Annotated in this window: 13 protein-coding genes; 3 read left to right on the top strand and 10 right to left on the bottom strand. The window is 37.4% G+C overall.

Annotation, left to right across the window (positions count from 1 at the left end; translation table 11 throughout):
* Nucleotides 1–15 precede the first annotated feature (15 nt).
* On the bottom strand, nucleotides 16–1,173 hold the full coding sequence (locus tag B3C94_RS13170) for an aspartate aminotransferase family protein (protein ID WP_293904358.1): 1,158 nt from the start codon (nucleotides 1,171–1,173) through the stop codon (nucleotides 16–18).
* A gap of 219 nt (nucleotides 1,174–1,392) precedes the next feature.
* Here B3C94_RS13170 and B3C94_RS13165 point away from each other — a divergent pair, with 219 nt between their 5' ends.
* The 3 genes from B3C94_RS13165 (at nucleotide 1,393) to B3C94_RS13155 (ending at nucleotide 5,315) form a co-directional block, all read left to right on the top strand.
* On the top strand, nucleotides 1,393–2,826 hold the full coding sequence (locus B3C94_RS13165; protein WP_293904356.1) for a PLP-dependent aminotransferase family protein: 1,434 nt from the start codon (nucleotides 1,393–1,395) through the stop codon (nucleotides 2,824–2,826).
* A 305-nt stretch (nucleotides 2,827–3,131) separates the two neighbouring features.
* Nucleotides 3,132–4,130, top strand: coding sequence for a beta-ketoacyl-ACP synthase III (locus B3C94_RS13160; protein WP_293904354.1), 999 nt, complete (start codon nucleotides 3,132–3,134; stop codon nucleotides 4,128–4,130).
* A 267-nt stretch (nucleotides 4,131–4,397) separates the two neighbouring features.
* On the top strand, nucleotides 4,398–5,315 hold the full coding sequence (locus B3C94_RS13155; protein WP_293904352.1) for a class I SAM-dependent methyltransferase: 918 nt from the start codon (nucleotides 4,398–4,400) through the stop codon (nucleotides 5,313–5,315).
* Between the two features lie 115 nt (nucleotides 5,316–5,430).
* Here the strand turns inward: B3C94_RS13155 and B3C94_RS13150 are convergent, their stop codons facing one another.
* From B3C94_RS13150 to B3C94_RS13110, 9 genes are all read right to left on the bottom strand, one after another.
* The gene (locus B3C94_RS13150) at nucleotides 5,431–6,129 is read right to left on the bottom strand and encodes a LytR/AlgR family response regulator transcription factor (RefSeq protein ID WP_293904351.1); all 699 of its coding nucleotides are present in this window, start codon (nucleotides 6,127–6,129) and stop codon (nucleotides 5,431–5,433) included.
* 5 nt (nucleotides 6,130–6,134) lie between these two features.
* Complete coding sequence (locus B3C94_RS13145) at nucleotides 6,135–7,259, bottom strand: sensor histidine kinase (RefSeq protein ID WP_293904350.1); 1,125 nt, start codon at nucleotides 7,257–7,259, stop codon at nucleotides 6,135–6,137.
* A 191-nt stretch (nucleotides 7,260–7,450) separates the two neighbouring features.
* Nucleotides 7,451–8,569, bottom strand: coding sequence for a sensor histidine kinase (locus B3C94_RS13140; protein ID WP_293904349.1), 1,119 nt, complete (start codon nucleotides 8,567–8,569; stop codon nucleotides 7,451–7,453).
* A 381-nt stretch (nucleotides 8,570–8,950) separates the two neighbouring features.
* Nucleotides 8,951–10,111, bottom strand: coding sequence for a sensor histidine kinase (locus tag B3C94_RS13135; RefSeq protein WP_293904347.1), 1,161 nt, complete (start codon nucleotides 10,109–10,111; stop codon nucleotides 8,951–8,953).
* Between the two features lie 406 nt (nucleotides 10,112–10,517).
* Nucleotides 10,518–11,012 (bottom strand): hypothetical protein, encoded by a 495-nt coding sequence (locus B3C94_RS13130; RefSeq protein WP_293904345.1) that lies wholly within the window; start codon nucleotides 11,010–11,012, stop codon nucleotides 10,518–10,520.
* A gap of 241 nt (nucleotides 11,013–11,253) precedes the next feature.
* On the bottom strand, nucleotides 11,254–12,084 hold the full coding sequence (locus tag B3C94_RS13125) for a hypothetical protein (RefSeq protein ID WP_293904343.1): 831 nt from the start codon (nucleotides 12,082–12,084) through the stop codon (nucleotides 11,254–11,256).
* Nucleotides 12,085–12,715: 631 nt separating this feature from the next.
* Nucleotides 12,716–14,992: a multicopper oxidase family protein gene (locus tag B3C94_RS13120; RefSeq protein WP_293904341.1), complete on the bottom strand. Its 2,277-nt coding sequence runs from the start codon at nucleotides 14,990–14,992 to the stop codon at nucleotides 12,716–12,718.
* Between the two features lie 231 nt (nucleotides 14,993–15,223).
* The gene (locus B3C94_RS13115; protein WP_293904339.1) at nucleotides 15,224–16,108 is read right to left on the bottom strand and encodes a DUF3347 domain-containing protein; all 885 of its coding nucleotides are present in this window, start codon (nucleotides 16,106–16,108) and stop codon (nucleotides 15,224–15,226) included.
* A 173-nt stretch (nucleotides 16,109–16,281) separates the two neighbouring features.
* A complete protein-coding gene (locus B3C94_RS13110; protein ID WP_293904337.1) occupies nucleotides 16,282–16,686 on the bottom strand; it encodes a hypothetical protein in 405 nt (134 codons plus the stop codon).
* Nucleotides 16,687–16,811 lie beyond the last annotated feature (125 nt).

Here is a 16,811-nt window from a genome sequence, read left to right as displayed (position 1 = left end):
CAATCAATCAATCAATCAATGTACCGAAACAGTGAAGGATGATTTCTCTTGTTGTATGAGCTTCCGTAGACTCTCCAAAAATAGCACAGCATGTTCTCTGCTGAAACACAGTGGTGGTAATAAACGGAGGGTGTAGTGTCCTGCATATCCTGTAAAAATCTTTTCAGAAAAAAGGAGGTTTTCTCTAAGTTGCTGGATATCGTTCTCAAACTCGACACCAATCATCAAACCCTGACCTCTCACCTCGCCTACACCGTCCATTTTTCTCAATTCAGCCAACAAAAATCCCCCTACAGCTGCCGCATTTTCGATCAGCTGTTCATTATGGATCACATCGAGTACTGCCAACGCTGCCGCGCAGATTGCATGGCTTCCGCCGAAGGTCGTCCCCAGTTGCCCGATGACCGGTTTAATTTTAGGCGAAATAATTGTCGCTCCCATAGGCAGCCCATTAGCAATTCCTTTAGCAACGGTAATTAAATCAGCTTCTATTCCTGCATGCTGATGCGCAAAGAAAAGTCCCGTACGTCCATATCCACATTGAATTTCATCCAAAATAAGCATGGTGCCAGTTTTCGTGCAGATTGCTCTTACTTCCTGCAAGAAACTATGACTTGCCTGATGAATTCCCCCGACACCTTGAATAGGTTCAATAATGACAGCACAGTATTCTTCAGTTTCCAATTGTCCTTTCAAACTGGAAATCTCGTTGAAAGGTGTAAAGACAAATTGTTCACTGTCATTTAATGGTGCCCGAATTGACCGGATGTCCGTCGCCGAAACCGCTGCTGAAGTTCTTCCGTGAAACGCATTGGACATTGCCAATACCTTCTTCCTTCCGGTATGGAAAGAAGCAAGCTTCAGTGCATTTTCATTTGCCTCGGCGCCTGAATTGCTAAAAAAAACAGCGTAATCTGGATAACCACAGGCAATGCCCAAGCGACGGGCCAAACGATCCTGCAAATCGTTTTTTACAGCATTCGAATAAAATCCAATTTTATTCATCTGCTGTAAAACCTGTTTAACAACATGAGGATGGCTATGCCCGACAGAAATAACGGCATGACCGCCGTACATATCCAGATATGCCTGCTGCTGGTCATCGTAAACAAAACAGCCAAGAGCATGCTCAATGGCAATATCAACTTTCTCAAAAACGGGAAATGGTTTCATGGATCGCTTAGCATTAGTAAAATTCAAAAATCTATTTAAATTACCTCTAATTCCTAGTCCAAGACGGTTATTTATTACTGGTCCAGACCATATAGACAACAAACAAAATAGCTCATCTTGAATAAAATAGCAGATCAGCGATCAAACAGCAGCTATCCAATATATTTTAATCATGAAGAACAATTGTATCTTTGAACAATTACCTGATACCATAGCCTCATGCTTAGACCTTGGAATTTAACACTGGATATTGACAGATCCTCCTCAAAAGCGATTTACATCCAAATAGCGGATGGTATTGCTGCTGATATACAATCTGGCAGGCTGCCAAAGGGAACAGTGTTGCCCAGCAGCAGATCACTGGCCGCCCAGTTAAACTTAAACCGGAATACGGTAGTTGATGCCATTCAATTGTTGCTCAGCGAAGGCTGGCTGGTTAGTCAAGCCCGCAGAGGTATATTCGTAGCACAACAATTACCCTATGGCTCCAACCTCTATATCGCACAGAGAAACGAATTGTCGGATCATCAGCCTCCTATAGGTATTATCTTCGATGACGGAAATCCAGACAGCAAGATCGCACCGGTAGAACAGCTTGGCCGGGCCTATCGTCAGATTTTTAAACGCAGTGCGCGCTGGAAAATGATGGGTTATGCCGATCCGCGGGGACATCTTGATTTTCGGGAAGAAATCGCCAATATGCTTAACATCGAACGTAAAATGCATATTAATAAAGATAATCTCTGTGTCAGTCGAGGGAGCCAAATGGCCATGTATCTGGTCGCCCAGTGCCTGTTACAGCACGATGATTATATCTTTGTGGAGTCCCCAGGATACCATTCGGCCTGGAAGATCTTTGAAAAAGCCGGCGCAAGATTGATTCCAATCCCCGTCGATGCCGATGGTCTTATCGTTGAAGAACTGCTGCCTCATTTAGTGAAAAAGAATCCTATTAAGGCGCTTTACCTGACCCCGCATCGACAGTATCCAACCACTGTAACATTAAGCAAAGAACGAAGATCACAATTAATAGCGTTATCCAACCAATATAACTTCACTATCATTGAGGATGATTACGATTACGAATTTCATTTCGAACAAACGCCTTATTATCCGCTTGCTTCCCAGCAGGAGCTGATCAATACCGTTTACATCGGGACACTGAGCAAAGTTGTCGCTCCCGCCCTCCGTATCGGTTATCTTGCGACACGGAACGAGCAGCTGCTGCAACAGGTTGTCGATCTCCGCTACATCATCGATATCCAGGGCGACAATATTATGGAGCAAGCTGTACTGGAACTGATTCAGGATGGAACAATCCGCAGGCATATCCGAAAAGCTACACAGCTTTACAAAAAGAAGCGCGATTTTATGATCAGTCAATTGGATATGCACCTTAAGGATCATGTTGATTATACCTGTCCGCAGGGTGGGCTAGCTGTCTGGCTATCTTTTAAACATCAAATCGACTGGGCATTCCTCTTTAAAAAACTAACCGAAAAATCGGTCCATATACCGCATCCCGAAAACTACAGCCGAGGAAATGTTTTTGGTGGAATTCGACTGGGATATGGATCCTTATCGGAGGAACTGATTGAAGAAGGGATCGTTATTTTGGCATCACTTTTAGAACAGGCTCGACGCTCTTCCTGACCAGGACGATAGGCAAAAATTGCTAGACTATTTTTCAATTTGGACGCACCTGATTAGATTAAAATTTCGAAAAAACAAGCTCATTCAATATTTAATTCCGTTCCATCAAGACCGATTAAAAGATTAGTATAGCAAATACGTAAAAAACAGTTAAAAGTGTTGTCAAAACGTAATTATTTTGTCAAAAATCAACTTTTTCACTTATTAATCGCATAAATTAACCGTAGTTTTACGGCGCGAAAACGCACGGGCTATTTCTAGTGGGATAGCTATATAATAAGAGAGAGAATAGAGTACATTAATTTATGACGGAGAGAATACCCAGCAGGCCATATGCAGCAATAACTGGTGTTGGCGGATACATTCCACCAAACAAAAGATCGAATACAGATTTAGAACAGTTTTGCGATACATCCGATGAGTGGATTATCAAACGTACAGGTATTAAGGAGCGGAGAATTTTAGAAGAGAATCTTGCCACGTCAGACATGGCTGTGAAAGCTATACACGATTTGGCGAAACAATATCATAAAAATCTGAATGATGTAGATGCCCTAATTGTGGCTACTTCGACGCCAGATATGCCTATGCCGGCGACAGCAAATATCATTTTAGAAAAATTAGGTCTTACGAATGTTTGGGCTTTTGACGTCAATGCTGCATGCTCTGGATTCTTATACGCCCTGGACATGGCTTCTGCGCTTGTGGAGACAGGACGTTATAAAAACGTGCTCGTCGTTGGTGCAGACAATATCAGCACTTATGTAGATCTAAAAGACCGTTCAACCAACATCCTTTTTGGTGATGGTGCTGGCGTTATATGGCTAGAACCTTCCTTAGAGGGCGGAATCATGGACGCTTATCTTTGTAGCAACGGTTCAGGAAGAGAATTTTTAAAAATAGAGGCTGGAGGTTCTTTGTATCCTATCGATAGCAATCTTCCTGTTAATGACAACAGATTTCTGAAACAAGACGGTAAGACCGTATTCAGACATGCAGTACAGTCCATGAGCGATGCCTGTAACACCGTTTTACAACGTAACAGCCTTCAGATTGAAGATATCAACTGGTTAATTCCCCATCAGGCCAATCAGCGCATTATTGATGCTGTTGGGCGCAGCCTGAATATAGCAGAAGACAGAGCCTTGAGTAATATTGAATATTTAGGAAACACTATTGCCGCCACGATCCCATTGTGTATCTGGCAGAATATTAAAAAATTAAATACAGGTGATTTAGTCATGTTAACCGCCTTTGGTGCTGGTTTCTCTTGGGGAGCCAGCCTATTTAAATGGATGATTTAAGCAATCAAAACTTCAGTCGTCATAAAATTCACACTATGATTAAACGCCAGGAATTAACCATTTCTGGCGTTTTTCTTTACAAGCTCACACCAAAACATATTCTCTATTGCTAAACTGCTTCCAAGCATCTTCATCATGAAAGACCATACTACAGCCATGGCATCTAAGTAAAAAGAGAGTTGGTATAGGTCAAAATGACGTTGGTCGAGATTTTTTGATTAATCGAGAGTTCGATGGTATTTTATACGATTCAAAGCAATCAAATATATGGAAAGTATAAAACCATTTCAAGAAGACAGTTACAATAGACATTCCAATTGGTATACGAATCTCTTCCCCGAAAAAAAACAGAAGATAGCCTTGCTAAATGGAATAAAAACATATAAAGGTACAATAAACCATTGGTTACAGAATCAGTTTTTTGAATGTGTCAAACCCATTACAAAATATAAGAATGCATCTTGGCTGACCGTAGGTGACGCTTACGGGCATGATGCAAATTATTTAATCGAAAGTGGCGTTCAGCATGTAATTGCTTCCGATATAAGTGATGAATTTCTTTCCGTATCTAAAGAAGTTGGCATTATTGAACACTACTCGGCCGAAAATGCAGAAAATCTCTCGTTCGAAAATAGTAGCATAGACTATATTTTGTGTAAAGAGACCTATCATCATTTTCCACGGCCCTATGCCGCTCTTTATGAAATGATCCGCGTAGCAAAAAAAGGAATTGTTATTATTGAGCCACAAGATCCAATCATGAGAATGCCCTTTCTGTTATTTATGAGCAATGTTTTAGAGAAGATAAAATATAGTTTAGTAAATAAAATATGGAAGAACCGTTTTTCTTACGAAGCTGTGGGCAATTTCGTCTATAAGGTCTCCGAAAGAGAAATGGAAAAATTTGCAGCCGGTATTAATTTACCCATGGTAGCGATCAAAAGTTTCAATCCAAATTTCTGGTTCCCTGGAAGTGAAAAAATACCCGCGTTAAAGTCTGAGAAGAAGTTTAGAAAAATTCTCCTCAAAAAAGGTCTCAGGGATTTCTTATCAAATTTGGGCATAGTACCAAGTCAGTCTTTAAGCATTATCATATTTAAAACCCTTCCAGACATAGAATTACAGGAATCGCTAAAGAAAGAGGGATATAAGCTAGTCGAAATACCTAAAAATCCATACCTCTGAAATTAAAAACAATTTATGTAATAAAGTGTCCCTATTCGCTTTATTACATAAACTGATGAAAACCCGCAGAAGTCATAACCTTTTTAAACCAGATGCTTTTAAACAGGATCTAATTTCAGCTTATTCCTAAACGTTTGTAAAGTTCAATTTTATATTGACCTCCTATTGGAATATCGTCAAGACTTCCCCTCATTTTTATAATATTTCCCTCCACTCTTTTGGCAAAATCCAAGTTAACAATATAGGATTTGTGAACGCGAATAAACTGTTTAGCACCGATCAAGGCTTCTTCCATATCAATCAGCTTCTTCCAAACATTATATTTTTTTTCTAAGGTTTCAATCAGCACATAATCTTTATCGCCTTTGATATAAAATACTTCATTGTATGGTGTAATAATAATATTTGATCTATCCTTGATTATCAGAAAATTCAATCCAGAGTTATTATTTCTTTCGGATTCTAGAAATGCCTCAGCCTTTTCAATAGTTTGAATAAGTCTTTCTACTCCAAAGGGCTTTAAAACATAATCTAGTACATTTAATTGATACCCTTCAATAGCATAATTTGGATCCCCAGTCACAAATACAAATAACGGTGGATTTTTCAAGCTTTTTAGAAACGTTACTCCATCTAGATCTGGCATCCGTATATCACAAAAAACAAGATCGACTGTATTAGACTTTACAATCGCCATAGCGTCTAGCGCATTGCTATAGCCCCCTAAAACTTCGACATTAGGAATTTTCCTTAAATGCGACACAAGTATATCTTGCGCCAATTCCTCGTCATCAATTACAATACATTTAATCATTTCTCTCAATTATTCATGTCAATTTTCAAAAAAACAGTGTAACTATCAGGCTCTTCATTAATATCCAGAGAATATTTGTTACTATAATTCAATTCTAATCTTCTTTTGACGTTTTGTAAGCCAATCCCCCCTTTTGGAGGCTCTTTACTATCTCTATTTACGCCATTTGCAACTAAAAAATTTAAAATTCCCTCATTTAAACCTAATGATATTTTAATCCAAGCATTAATTCTACTTCGTTCGGGACCATGTTTAATAGCATTTTCAATAAATGGCAGAAGCATAAGCGGGACAATCCAATAAGGATCATTAATTTCATCTATTTGAAAATCTAATTTTACATACTGTTCAAACTTAGTTGTAATCAGATTAAGGTACGCGCGCAGGAATTGAATTTCCTTTGACAGATATATTTTATCGTCATCAGTTTGATATAGTGTATATCCAAGCATGTTAGAGAGCTGCATTATTGATTCCGCGGTTTTCGGGGAATCCTTTTCAGCCAATCTATAGATACTATTCAATGTATTAAAAAGAAAATGTGGAGCCACCTGAGATTTTAATATCTCTAGCTCCAATTTCAGATTATCTCGCTCTAGCCTCATCTTATCCCGCTCAAGACTAAACCTATCGCGCTCTGAAACTGTTAACTTATAAGCGTCATCAAATATTACTTTTGTTAATTTTATCGACAAAGGGAGGGATACTAAAAACAAGAAATCAAGTATAAAATCAGGAATCTTCTCTAGTTTATAGACACCTAGATAACCGTCCCCAAGAAAAATATTAAAATAATTGTATATTCTCTCCTCAGATGGTGGAATAAAATTGATTGCCATTTTACAGGCAAAATAGTTGACGTTGACCCACCAAAAATAAGCAAATAGAGAAAATAATAATGTTGGTACTATTTTACCTTTTGCCACTAAATTTGGCATTATCCAAGAAGCTAAATAAAACAAACTTGCTGTAACGATAAAATCACTAAGAGTGAAAATCCAGTAATATTTACCAACCAGCCTTTCATAAGTAAAAAAATATAAGACTAACACCCCTATCCAAAATAGGAGATGAATTAGAAGACGTGTTTTTGACGAATACCATTTTCCCAAAACATTTTCACTTCTCATAATTAAAAACTATAACACTTAACAACTAAGTTTAATTTAATATAATAACCAAAGTAAATTAAAAAAATATTTATTTGATTGGTAGAATACTGTAACATTCTCAACCTATGAGAACCTAGCCGCTGTACCAAAGTCCAGGGTCTTTTTCTTTTAGAGTACACCTCTACCAAAAGCCAAGATCGCACGATTTATTACAATTTAATTTCAAGTACTACGGAGTAGCTATTCAGATTATCTGACATGTTTAACGTGTACCTATCCTTATATCGAAGTTCCAGTCTCCTTTTAACATTCTGTAATCCAATTCCGCCTTGGGGTGATTCAGCACCGTTTTTGTTTACACCATTTGCAACAACGAATCTTAAAATACCATCATTTAAACTTAATGATATTTTAATCCAAGCATTAATTCTACTTCGTTCGGGACCATGTTTAATCGCATTTTCAATAAATGGCAGAAGCATAAGCGGGACAATCCAATAAGGGTCATTAATTTCATCTATTTGAAAATCTAATTTTACATACCGTCCAAACCTAGTTGTAATCAGATTAAGGTATGCGCGCAGGAATTGAATTTCCTTTGACAGATGTATTTTATCGTCATCAGTTTGATATAGCGTATATCCAAGCATGTTAGAGAGCTGCATTATTGATTCCGCGGTTTTCGGGGAATCCTTTTCAGCCAATCTATAGATACTATTCAATGTATTAAAAAGAAAATGTGGAGCCACCTGAGATTTTAATATCTCTAGCTCCAATTTCAGATTATCTCGCTCCAAAATAGATTTTTCAAGCTCTAATCTGGTCTTATTTCTTTCCATTACTAACACTATATTTGCGTGTTCTACAATTGATTTAACTAATTTGGGTGTCAAAGGTAATGAGACCAGAAATAAAAAGTCTAAAATTAGTACTGGTGCTTTATCAGGGTTATATATGCCTAAAAACCCATCTTTAAGAAAGTAATTCACATATCTATATATACGTTCATCTGTAGATGGAACCGTATTCTTCAACAAGTCACATGTAATATATGTGAATGCCAGCCACCAACAATAGGAAAATATAAAAAAAAGCAAAATTGGTATTACCTGTCCTTTTGCCACCCACTTAGAAATTAACCATGTGGCAGAATAAAAAAGACTTGTTGTAACAATAAGTTCCTTGATTACAAATGCCCAAATATATGAACCACCAAATCTCAGGAAAGTTAAATAGTAAATAGTGCACACCAAAGCCCAGAATGCAACATGACAGATTACCCTGACAGGAGGTATATACCATTTTCCCCAAATATTCTCACTCCTCATTTACTATAGGGTTAAATTTATTAAAAAAAATACAACAAAACATGTAAGTAAATTATTAAAAATCGTAACTATTCAGGTAGAACACTGTTTGATTATCAATTAATTGCGTTTTATTGCTAAAATATGATAAATACTAAAAATCTGATTTACAAGATCTTATTTTGATAGTTTTTAATTCTGTTAAGAATGTTCAATTTCTGTAATATTCTATTTACTGATAATCAATGATTTAATATACCTGAATAGTTACTAAAAATCATCATAAACTTCCTATCTATAAAAACATAAAGATTCTACAAAAACTATTCTTGTAGTCTGACCTATGCAGGGTCTTTTTCTTTTAGAGTACACCTCTGCCAAAAGTCGAGATCGCACGATTTATTACAATTTAATTTCAAGTACTATGGAGTAGCTATTCAGATTGTCTGACATGTTTAACGTGTACCTATCCTTATATCGAAGTTCCAGTCTCCTTTTAACATTCTGTAATCCAATTCCGCCTTGGGGTGATTCAGCATTGTTTTTGTTTATACCATTTGCAACAACGAATCTTAAAATACCATCTTCTATTGTTAATGAAACATTAATCCAGGCATCCTTTCTGCTTCTATCTGGCCCGTGTTTGATCGCATTTTCAATAAATGGCAACAAGATCAGCGGTACGATTCGATAAGGCTCATTTATCCTCGTTATATTAAAATTTAGATTAACACTGTCACCAAATCTGATCCGGATAAGATCCAAATAATCATTTAAAAACTGAATTTCTTTGGCAATAAATATTTTATCATCATTAGCCTGGTAGAGCATATACCGAAGCATATTAGACAATTTCATAATAGTATCAGCGGTACTGGTTTCTCTTTTTTCCGCTAGCCTATAAACGCTATTTAATGTATTAAATAAAAAATGGGGAGAGATCTGGGATTTAAGGGCTTCCAATTCCATTTTAAGGTTATCTCGTTCCAGACTTGCTCTATCCAATTCTAGATTAGTATTCTTTAATTCTAACTTTGCCTTTTCGAGTTTCAGTTCTGTCTGATTCTTTTCTAACAAGAGTACTTTGTTACCTTGGGCGATAAGAAGCTTAACCAGTTTTGGTGCTAAAGGTATGGATACAAGAAGCAGAAAATCGGGAAAAGCACTAGGGAATTTTTCAAGTTTATAAACCCCAAAATATCCGTCACGAACGAAAAATTGAACGTATTTGTATATACCACCGTCTGTTTCAAGCACGATATTCTTCAAAAGCTCACAAGTTAAATAGGTAATATTTAGCCACCAAAGATAGGAAAAGAGAATAAATAACAACAGTGGCAACACCTTTCCTTTCGTAACCCATTTCGTTATTATCCAAATTCCAGAATAAAACAAGGTTACAGTGACAAAGAGTTCCTTCAATACAAAGATCCACATATAATCTCCTCCAAGTCTTCGAAATGTAAAATAATACAAAAAAAAGACCAGCATCCAAAAAATTATATGCACGACCACCCGAACATACAGTGTATACCATTTTCCCCAAATAATTTCACTTCTCATTTTAAGATCGGTTTACCTACTAATATCTTTTTATTCAATATGTAGTCAAAAATTCACTAAATATAATAAAGAAAAATAATTGGAACCGTCACAATTTTCTTCCAAATATAACGCTCAGAACTGCCAATATTTTATTGCCATTATATTTAAACTGAGGGAATCTATTATTGTATAATAAGATTAACTGTATCCCTATATTCTGAATTATATCGTCGAATGGAACTAAGCCATGCTTTACATTATAGAGAATTGTAATCAATTAAATTGCCACTTGATTATTAGCAATAAGTCGATTTAATCCGCTCTATTTCTTCTAATGTGATGATATCTTTAATATAAAAGCTGGTATGTCTTATCAGAAACCTTACCATTAGAATAATGATCAATAGCTAGCCAAATGTTATTTTTAATCATTTTTTAGCTTAATCAATTTCACCTCAATAGGATTGCCAAGATTGCTTTCTGATATTTGTTTTCCATTGATTAAAATCTGAGAATAACCTATCATAGAATCCGTCCTTTCAACTTTTAATTTGATTGATATATCAGAATACCCTTTTACAACTAATATACTTTCCGCATAATCATTATTTTGTGGAGTAAGATTCCCAAAAACTTTAAGTACTTTCTCCTTTAGGCTTTCTTCATCTACTATTTCCATATTTTTAGGAAGGTCAAGATTCGAGTGATTTTGGATTTCCCTCTCACCTGCCTTGTTTACATAATATAAATCCACATCACCCATTCCCAATGAACCTCCTTTTGACTCAAAAATATTATTTCCCTCTCCGTCTGTCAAAGCTAATCGTACCTCGCTATGAACATGTGCACTGTATGCTTCCTCTCCCTTTTTACAAGAAAATAATGTAAAAAGAATTATCAATAATCCCAGTTTTTGCATATTGTAATTATTTTTTTATTGAATATACTATTCCTCTTTTATATTGGTAATTTGGAATCCAAACCAGCCTTTATTAGACCTCCCCATCTCCAATTCATGTGAAAATATAGGAAAGATGCCTCCCCTTTTCCAAGTACCGTCAAGATTTTGCTCACTACAGCTTGTACCACCTCGGACCAAACCTACCTCCCAAACATAACTAACATCATAAGTATGAAGAATAAAAACGATTTTGCCGCTACTAACTACCAAGTGGCATTCCATTACCGATTGCCCATTTTCGACTTCTCTTCTCTTTTAACTGTCCCTTTTCATCATAGATATTATAACTAGCACTTACCACATTATTCTGAATATTATAATCGGTAATTTTCACAGAATAATCTGCCGGAATATTATTTGTCTCCTTTAGGTTATCTCGCCAGATAACAACTTGTTTTCCCGCCCATTTGTCCTCGACACTAGCGACTATTTGCATCCTACCCACATAGCCGTCATTTAAGAACAGCATATATTCATAGTTGTTAATCGGTATATTCCATAAACCACCAGAAGGGTAGTAAGCATCAGAAGCATCAATATCCTTGGTATAGCGAATGGAAAAATCCCGCTCATAACAGACCAACTGCGTTCCCCGCTGTCCAAGCCCCATAAAACCGCCACCCCGGTTAAGGTCTTTATCTGTCCCCTCCCGGACCAACAACGAATTACCATACCACTGAACTAATTGATTGTCTAGAACTTTATAAGTCCAGTCTAAGGGTTCTTCAACTTTATACTTTTTGGTATAAAATTTCTTACTATCAAGATCTATATTAGCCAGAAGCTGAATATGTTTTTCTTGTATATCTAGGTTATCGAGCACAATTCTTAATGAAAGCGTGGCATGATTGGCATTGATATATTTACTAGGCGCAACAAGAAAGGTAAAAAGCTTTCTTGAACTTTCAGGAATCTCACTTGCTTCAATTGTCGGGCAAACTTCTGAAAAAATGGTCTTTCCATCTTTATTATCGACTCTGATCTCTAATGTATTGTCCAACGTATTTACCACATAGTATTGATTCCCCATGCTATCCGTTTTAGCTTGGGTTCTCCATTTTTCATTTCTTTTTACCGGAACATCTGGCGTATCTTTTTTACATGAGAATAAGAAGCATGCAATTAGTAAACATACACTTATAATCCCTAAACTCTTTTGTTTATATGCTGTATTCATCATCATAAAATATATTTAATGGTCAGATTCACCGTCAGAACTTGGACTGAATACTTTCATTCGGATGATAAAAGATCTTCTTCCCTAACTATTGATAATTCTAAAGATTATCTTATTAATTACCAAATTATTTCTACAAACGGTGTTTTTACCCATACAAACACATCGATTGACACGATGAGAAACTTACGACTTTATGATTTTCTCTTTTGTTAACAGATTTTATGAACTCTTACCTCATAAGGAGCAAACAATACGGTACTTTTTTATTAAATAACAGGGACTTTATAGGTACCTTATTCGGACTTTATAGGGACCTCATTCGGATGAAAGCGTATAAAGTCCGATTTTAGTCCGGATAATATAAGTTTGAAATCCGTTTTATTTCAGAATCTATCTAGTAATTGCTCCCTGTTTTAACCGAACAAAAAAAAGGGGCTCTGCGTTCAGCAAAGCCCCCCGAAACAGTTAAAAAATCTACTTATTAATAATTCAACGACAAGCCTACACCAAAGCCCATATCACTATCGTAATGCGTTCTGAAAGCCATATTTTTGGTGATAACATAATTTAGTCCAGCCATATATTCTAGGTCGGAATTGAACATAAAATCGCCGCGGATCCTTCTAGAAATTGGAATATCTTCACGCATCAGCTGCAGCCGCACAATACCATCGTGATACATCTCCGCCTGAAAATTGACCAACATGGGCAAAGTGTACATAAAACCGAGGCTTACAGCTTTGCGGCTATCTTTTTTATTGGCTTGCCCAAAAATATTTTTCTCGTGTTCGTCCTCGCCCATGCGGCGATAGCGATAATCAAAACCAACAAAAGGCATAAACCATTGCATTTTCCCAAAAAATCTTCCCAAGTGGGTTTCTACCTCATAGCCATGCATATCGTTATAACCCAATCGCCATTCGGAACCAAGTTGCCAACGGGCATTCTGAAACATCGCCTGACCGTCATTTCCATTGGTAGCAAAGTCATTTTGCGCCATGAAATGAGTCATATTGCTTTCCATCTGCAATTCTTTATAGGCTTTAGCTTTGTCCGGAAGATAGGGATTTTTATAATCGTCTACGGCAAAAACGCGATTCATCCCGGCCATCATATGATACAGAATGTGGCAATGGAAAAACCAGTCCCCTTCTTCATTCGCCAGGAATTCGATTGTATCCGTTTCCATTGGCATGATATCAACCACATTTTTCAGTGGTGCTTTTGCCCCTTTACCATTCAGCAATCGAAAATCAAAACCGTGCAGATGTATCGGATGACGCATCATTGAATTATTATAGATGGTAATGCGTAATACCTCGCCCTTTTTTACAGGTATCTTATCCGTTTCAGAGAGAATTTTATTGTCCATGCTCCATACATAACGACTCATATTTCCTGTAAGGGTAAATTTGAGATCTCGTATCGGCGCTTCTTTAGGCAGTTCAGTCCCCTGAGGAGACTCCAGCATCGCATAGTTTAGCGTAACAATATCACCCAATGCATTGGCATTATAACGATTAGGATCTTCGTCCATTTTCATTTGTCCATGATCCATACCGCTATGTTTGCTGTGATCTTCTTTTTTCTTTCCATCACCTGTAATTTCGGGATACATCACCACATTCATATCCATCTGATTCAGACTCATCTTCATGCCCATATCATTGAGATCCCCATTCATCTTCATCATGTCGTTCATCATCTTCATCCCTTCAAAATATTTAAGGCGGGGAAGTGGGGAAATCAACTGTTTGATACCATTTCCGACAAAATAACTGGCAGATTGTGTTCGATCTTCTGTTGTTGCCATGAATTCGTAAGCTGTACCTTCATTTGGGATTGTTACAACGACATCATAAGTCTCCGATACTGCAATCATTAATCGATCGACCTCAACAGGTACCACATCATTCCCATCATTTGCAACAACGGTAATTTTACCACCTGCGTAGCGCAGCCAAAAATAAGACGAAGCACCACCGTTGGAAATTCGTAAACGCACTTGATCTCCTGCTTTCAATGCTTGACCATTCACCGACTTTAAATCCGTGGAATGAGCCCCGTTCATTAAGACTTTATCATAATAGACATCACTGACATCCATCGCTAGCTGACGTTTCCATTCATTCGTGACTTTCGTCTTAAACTTCCCTTCTTTAATTGCTTCGACGTACGATTGTGTAGCCCCTTTTTTTATCGCGGCCCAATCGTTGGCCGTGTGTAGCATCCGCTGAATGTTATCGGGGTTATAATTTGTCCATTCACTCAATATAACGGGAAGCGTGGGTAAATCATCAATTCCTTTTCGGAAAGTCTTATCATCAGCACGCTTGTTGAGAATAAGGCTACCATACATACCGATCTGTTCCTGTAGGCCCGAGTGCGAATGATACCAATGTGTACCGTGTTGAATTATCGGAAAACGATAGGTATAAGTCGAATTCGCCTTTATAGGTTCTTGCGTCAGGTGTGGCACACCGTCTTCTTTGTTCGGCAGAAAAATACCATGCCAGTGTAGCGAAGTACTCTCTTTTAACTCATTGTGGACAACAATTTCCGCTGTATCTCCTTCTGTAAAAGTCAGTGTAGGCATCGGAATCTGTCCATTTACAGCGATTGCCCGTTTTGATTTGCCGGCATAATTGACAATTGTATCCCGTACGTAAAGGTCATGACGAACCACTTTCTGGGCCAGCACTGTCAGTTGTGCCATCAATAGTAAAACAACCGTTAATATATTACTCTTTTTACTCATCTTAATTCATTTACTTGATTTCGTATTCCGTTACTCATAGGTCCTACCCCATACTGATAGATCAGTCTCGCACGTTAGTGTCTCGTGATCAATGGTGTAACTGATAAACTTATCAACAAAATCAATATCAAATAGTTTACCCAGACTTTTGCATCACTGCGAAGTCCTACACAGCGTACAGATGCCGTTGTACAAGCCAACCAATGTGAAAATAATCCATAAGGAGGGCGATTAGTTTAACGTTTCTATTGTACTTCCACAACTAATCATTTGCGCACCAAAGAATGGGTTTTTCACTGCATTCTCCTTACTTAACCAATGCGCACCCTTGCCTTCATTAAACATCGGGCAATGCTGATAATAAATAGGTCCATCCAATTTACTCACCTTCAGCAACTCATACATAGCGTTTGAAAGAGAAGCAAAAGCCACCCGTTGCTTAGCAACATCTTTATTTTTACTTATACCTGTCGCGTCGGTTGCCAGCTTACTCATAACCTTCATCCATATGGTATGTTCATCGTGGCTAAGTTTATTCATATCGACAGTTTTGATTGCAGTTTGAAATGTCTCTGCTTGAGCTGCTGCCGCCACTGCATCTGTCTTCACCAAAGCATCCTTTAGCGCAAAGTAAGAATTTGCCAATTGCGCAAATGCGGTCTTTTCATCTGCTAATTTTGCTTTCTCCGCAGTTGAAACATGATCTGCTATTTGCCCGCCCTGACTATGGTTATTATGATCGATCGGTTGTTCAGCTCGATTTTTTGATGCTGGCTTTAGCACTCTTTCATATTGTTCAGCTTTTGCCAATTGGGCATAAGCATCATTTGGAGCCAGGAACTTTTCATTATCGAATCCCACTAAGGCAACACGTTTAAGAACCTCATCCTCACTTGTCTTTGAAGAGTCATAGGTAATAACCGCAAGTTTGGTGGTCTGGTTCCAGTCGACTTTAGCGGACTTGGTGCTGCCTTCTTTTTCAATTATCGTTTTAGCAGCCGTCGTATTTCCAAGAATTTTTGCAGTTGCTATCTTTGCATTTTTAATTTGTGCATAGGTATTTTCGTTGGATAGTAATGCTAGAATTACTAAACCAAATAATGGAATTAATTTCATGATTATAATATGTTTGTAGATAAAAAATACTGACGAAAACCCCAGTTGCCGCGATTTACTGCATTCGAGTCTTTAATCCAATGGATCAACAGGGGTTTTCATAAGCTAAATAAACTTGGTATTGGATAGAACAATCTACCCAAAAGGACATAGCATGGGCTATCAGTCGATTATTAAGCTATCTGAGGAGGTTGCCAAATGGAAAAATAAGCATCTGCGCAATAAGGTTGTTTATAGCGCGCATAAGAACTTAAAGCATCAGCATACATGGGTAAAATAGACTGTGCTTCGATTTCTGAAACAATAGGATTGCATTGAGGAGATGTACGACATGATTTTTCACCGCAGTGTTTACCACAGTCGTTTGCATGGCGATCTGATTTTGTCGACTCAGCTGTTCCATCTTTACAACAATCTCCATTTTCAGCATCCTTTGTCGTTTGTTTTTCATCCAGACAACAGGATTTTTCTTCCTGTTTTGGCCTTTCTGACGTTTCATGGCAGGCAAATAACCTATTTGGTGCTAAAAAAAGCCCCAGCACACAGATTATAAAAACGATATTGCGTTTCGCCCACATAACAGATTAAAATTTGCAAAGTAAAGGTATATACTTTGGAGGTAAATGTCGGTAGAATTTTCGAATGGGCAATTGTAATATTTTTTATTTTGTTTATAATATTTTGGTCCACTTTAATTCCTTCT

Source organism: Sphingobacterium sp. UBA5670 (assembly GCF_002420705.1).
Classification (GTDB): Bacteria; Bacteroidota; Bacteroidia; order Sphingobacteriales; family Sphingobacteriaceae; genus Sphingobacterium.
The sequence above is the reverse complement of the archived record's forward strand: the minus strand, read 5'-3'. Positions and strand labels throughout refer to the sequence as shown.

Excerpts from the sequence above, each read along its gene's own strand:
- B3C94_RS13160 (WP_293904354.1), top strand. The coding sequence starts at position 3,132 with ATGACGGAGAGAATACCCAGCAGGCCATATGCAGCAATAACTGGTGTT.
- B3C94_RS13135 (WP_293904347.1), bottom strand. The coding sequence starts at position 10,111 with ATGAGAAGTGAAATTATTTGGGGAAAATGGTATACACTGTATGTTCGG.
- B3C94_RS13110 (WP_293904337.1), bottom strand. The coding sequence starts at position 16,686 with ATGTGGGCGAAACGCAATATCGTTTTTATAATCTGTGTGCTGGGGCTT.
- B3C94_RS13155 (WP_293904352.1), top strand. The coding sequence starts at position 4,398 with ATGGAAAGTATAAAACCATTTCAAGAAGACAGTTACAATAGACATTCC.
- B3C94_RS13150 (WP_293904351.1), bottom strand. The coding sequence starts at position 6,129 with ATGATTAAATGTATTGTAATTGATGACGAGGAATTGGCGCAAGATATA.
- B3C94_RS13125 (WP_293904343.1), bottom strand. The coding sequence starts at position 12,084 with ATGGGGAATCAATACTATGTGGTAAATACGTTGGACAATACATTAGAG.
- B3C94_RS13140 (WP_293904349.1), bottom strand. The coding sequence starts at position 8,569 with ATGAGGAGTGAGAATATTTGGGGAAAATGGTATATACCTCCTGTCAGG.
- B3C94_RS13165 (WP_293904356.1), top strand. The coding sequence starts at position 1,393 with ATGCTTAGACCTTGGAATTTAACACTGGATATTGACAGATCCTCCTCA.
- B3C94_RS13170 (WP_293904358.1), bottom strand. The coding sequence starts at position 1,173 with ATGAAACCATTTCCCGTTTTTGAGAAAGTTGATATTGCCATTGAGCAT.
- B3C94_RS13115 (WP_293904339.1), bottom strand. The coding sequence starts at position 16,108 with ATGAAATTAATTCCATTATTTGGTTTAGTAATTCTAGCATTACTATCC.
- B3C94_RS13120 (WP_293904341.1), bottom strand. The coding sequence starts at position 14,992 with ATGAGTAAAAAGAGTAATATATTAACGGTTGTTTTACTATTGATGGCA.
- B3C94_RS13130 (WP_293904345.1), bottom strand. The coding sequence starts at position 11,012 with ATGCAAAAACTGGGATTATTGATAATTCTTTTTACATTATTTTCTTGT.
- B3C94_RS13145 (WP_293904350.1), bottom strand. The coding sequence starts at position 7,259 with ATGAGAAGTGAAAATGTTTTGGGAAAATGGTATTCGTCAAAAACACGT.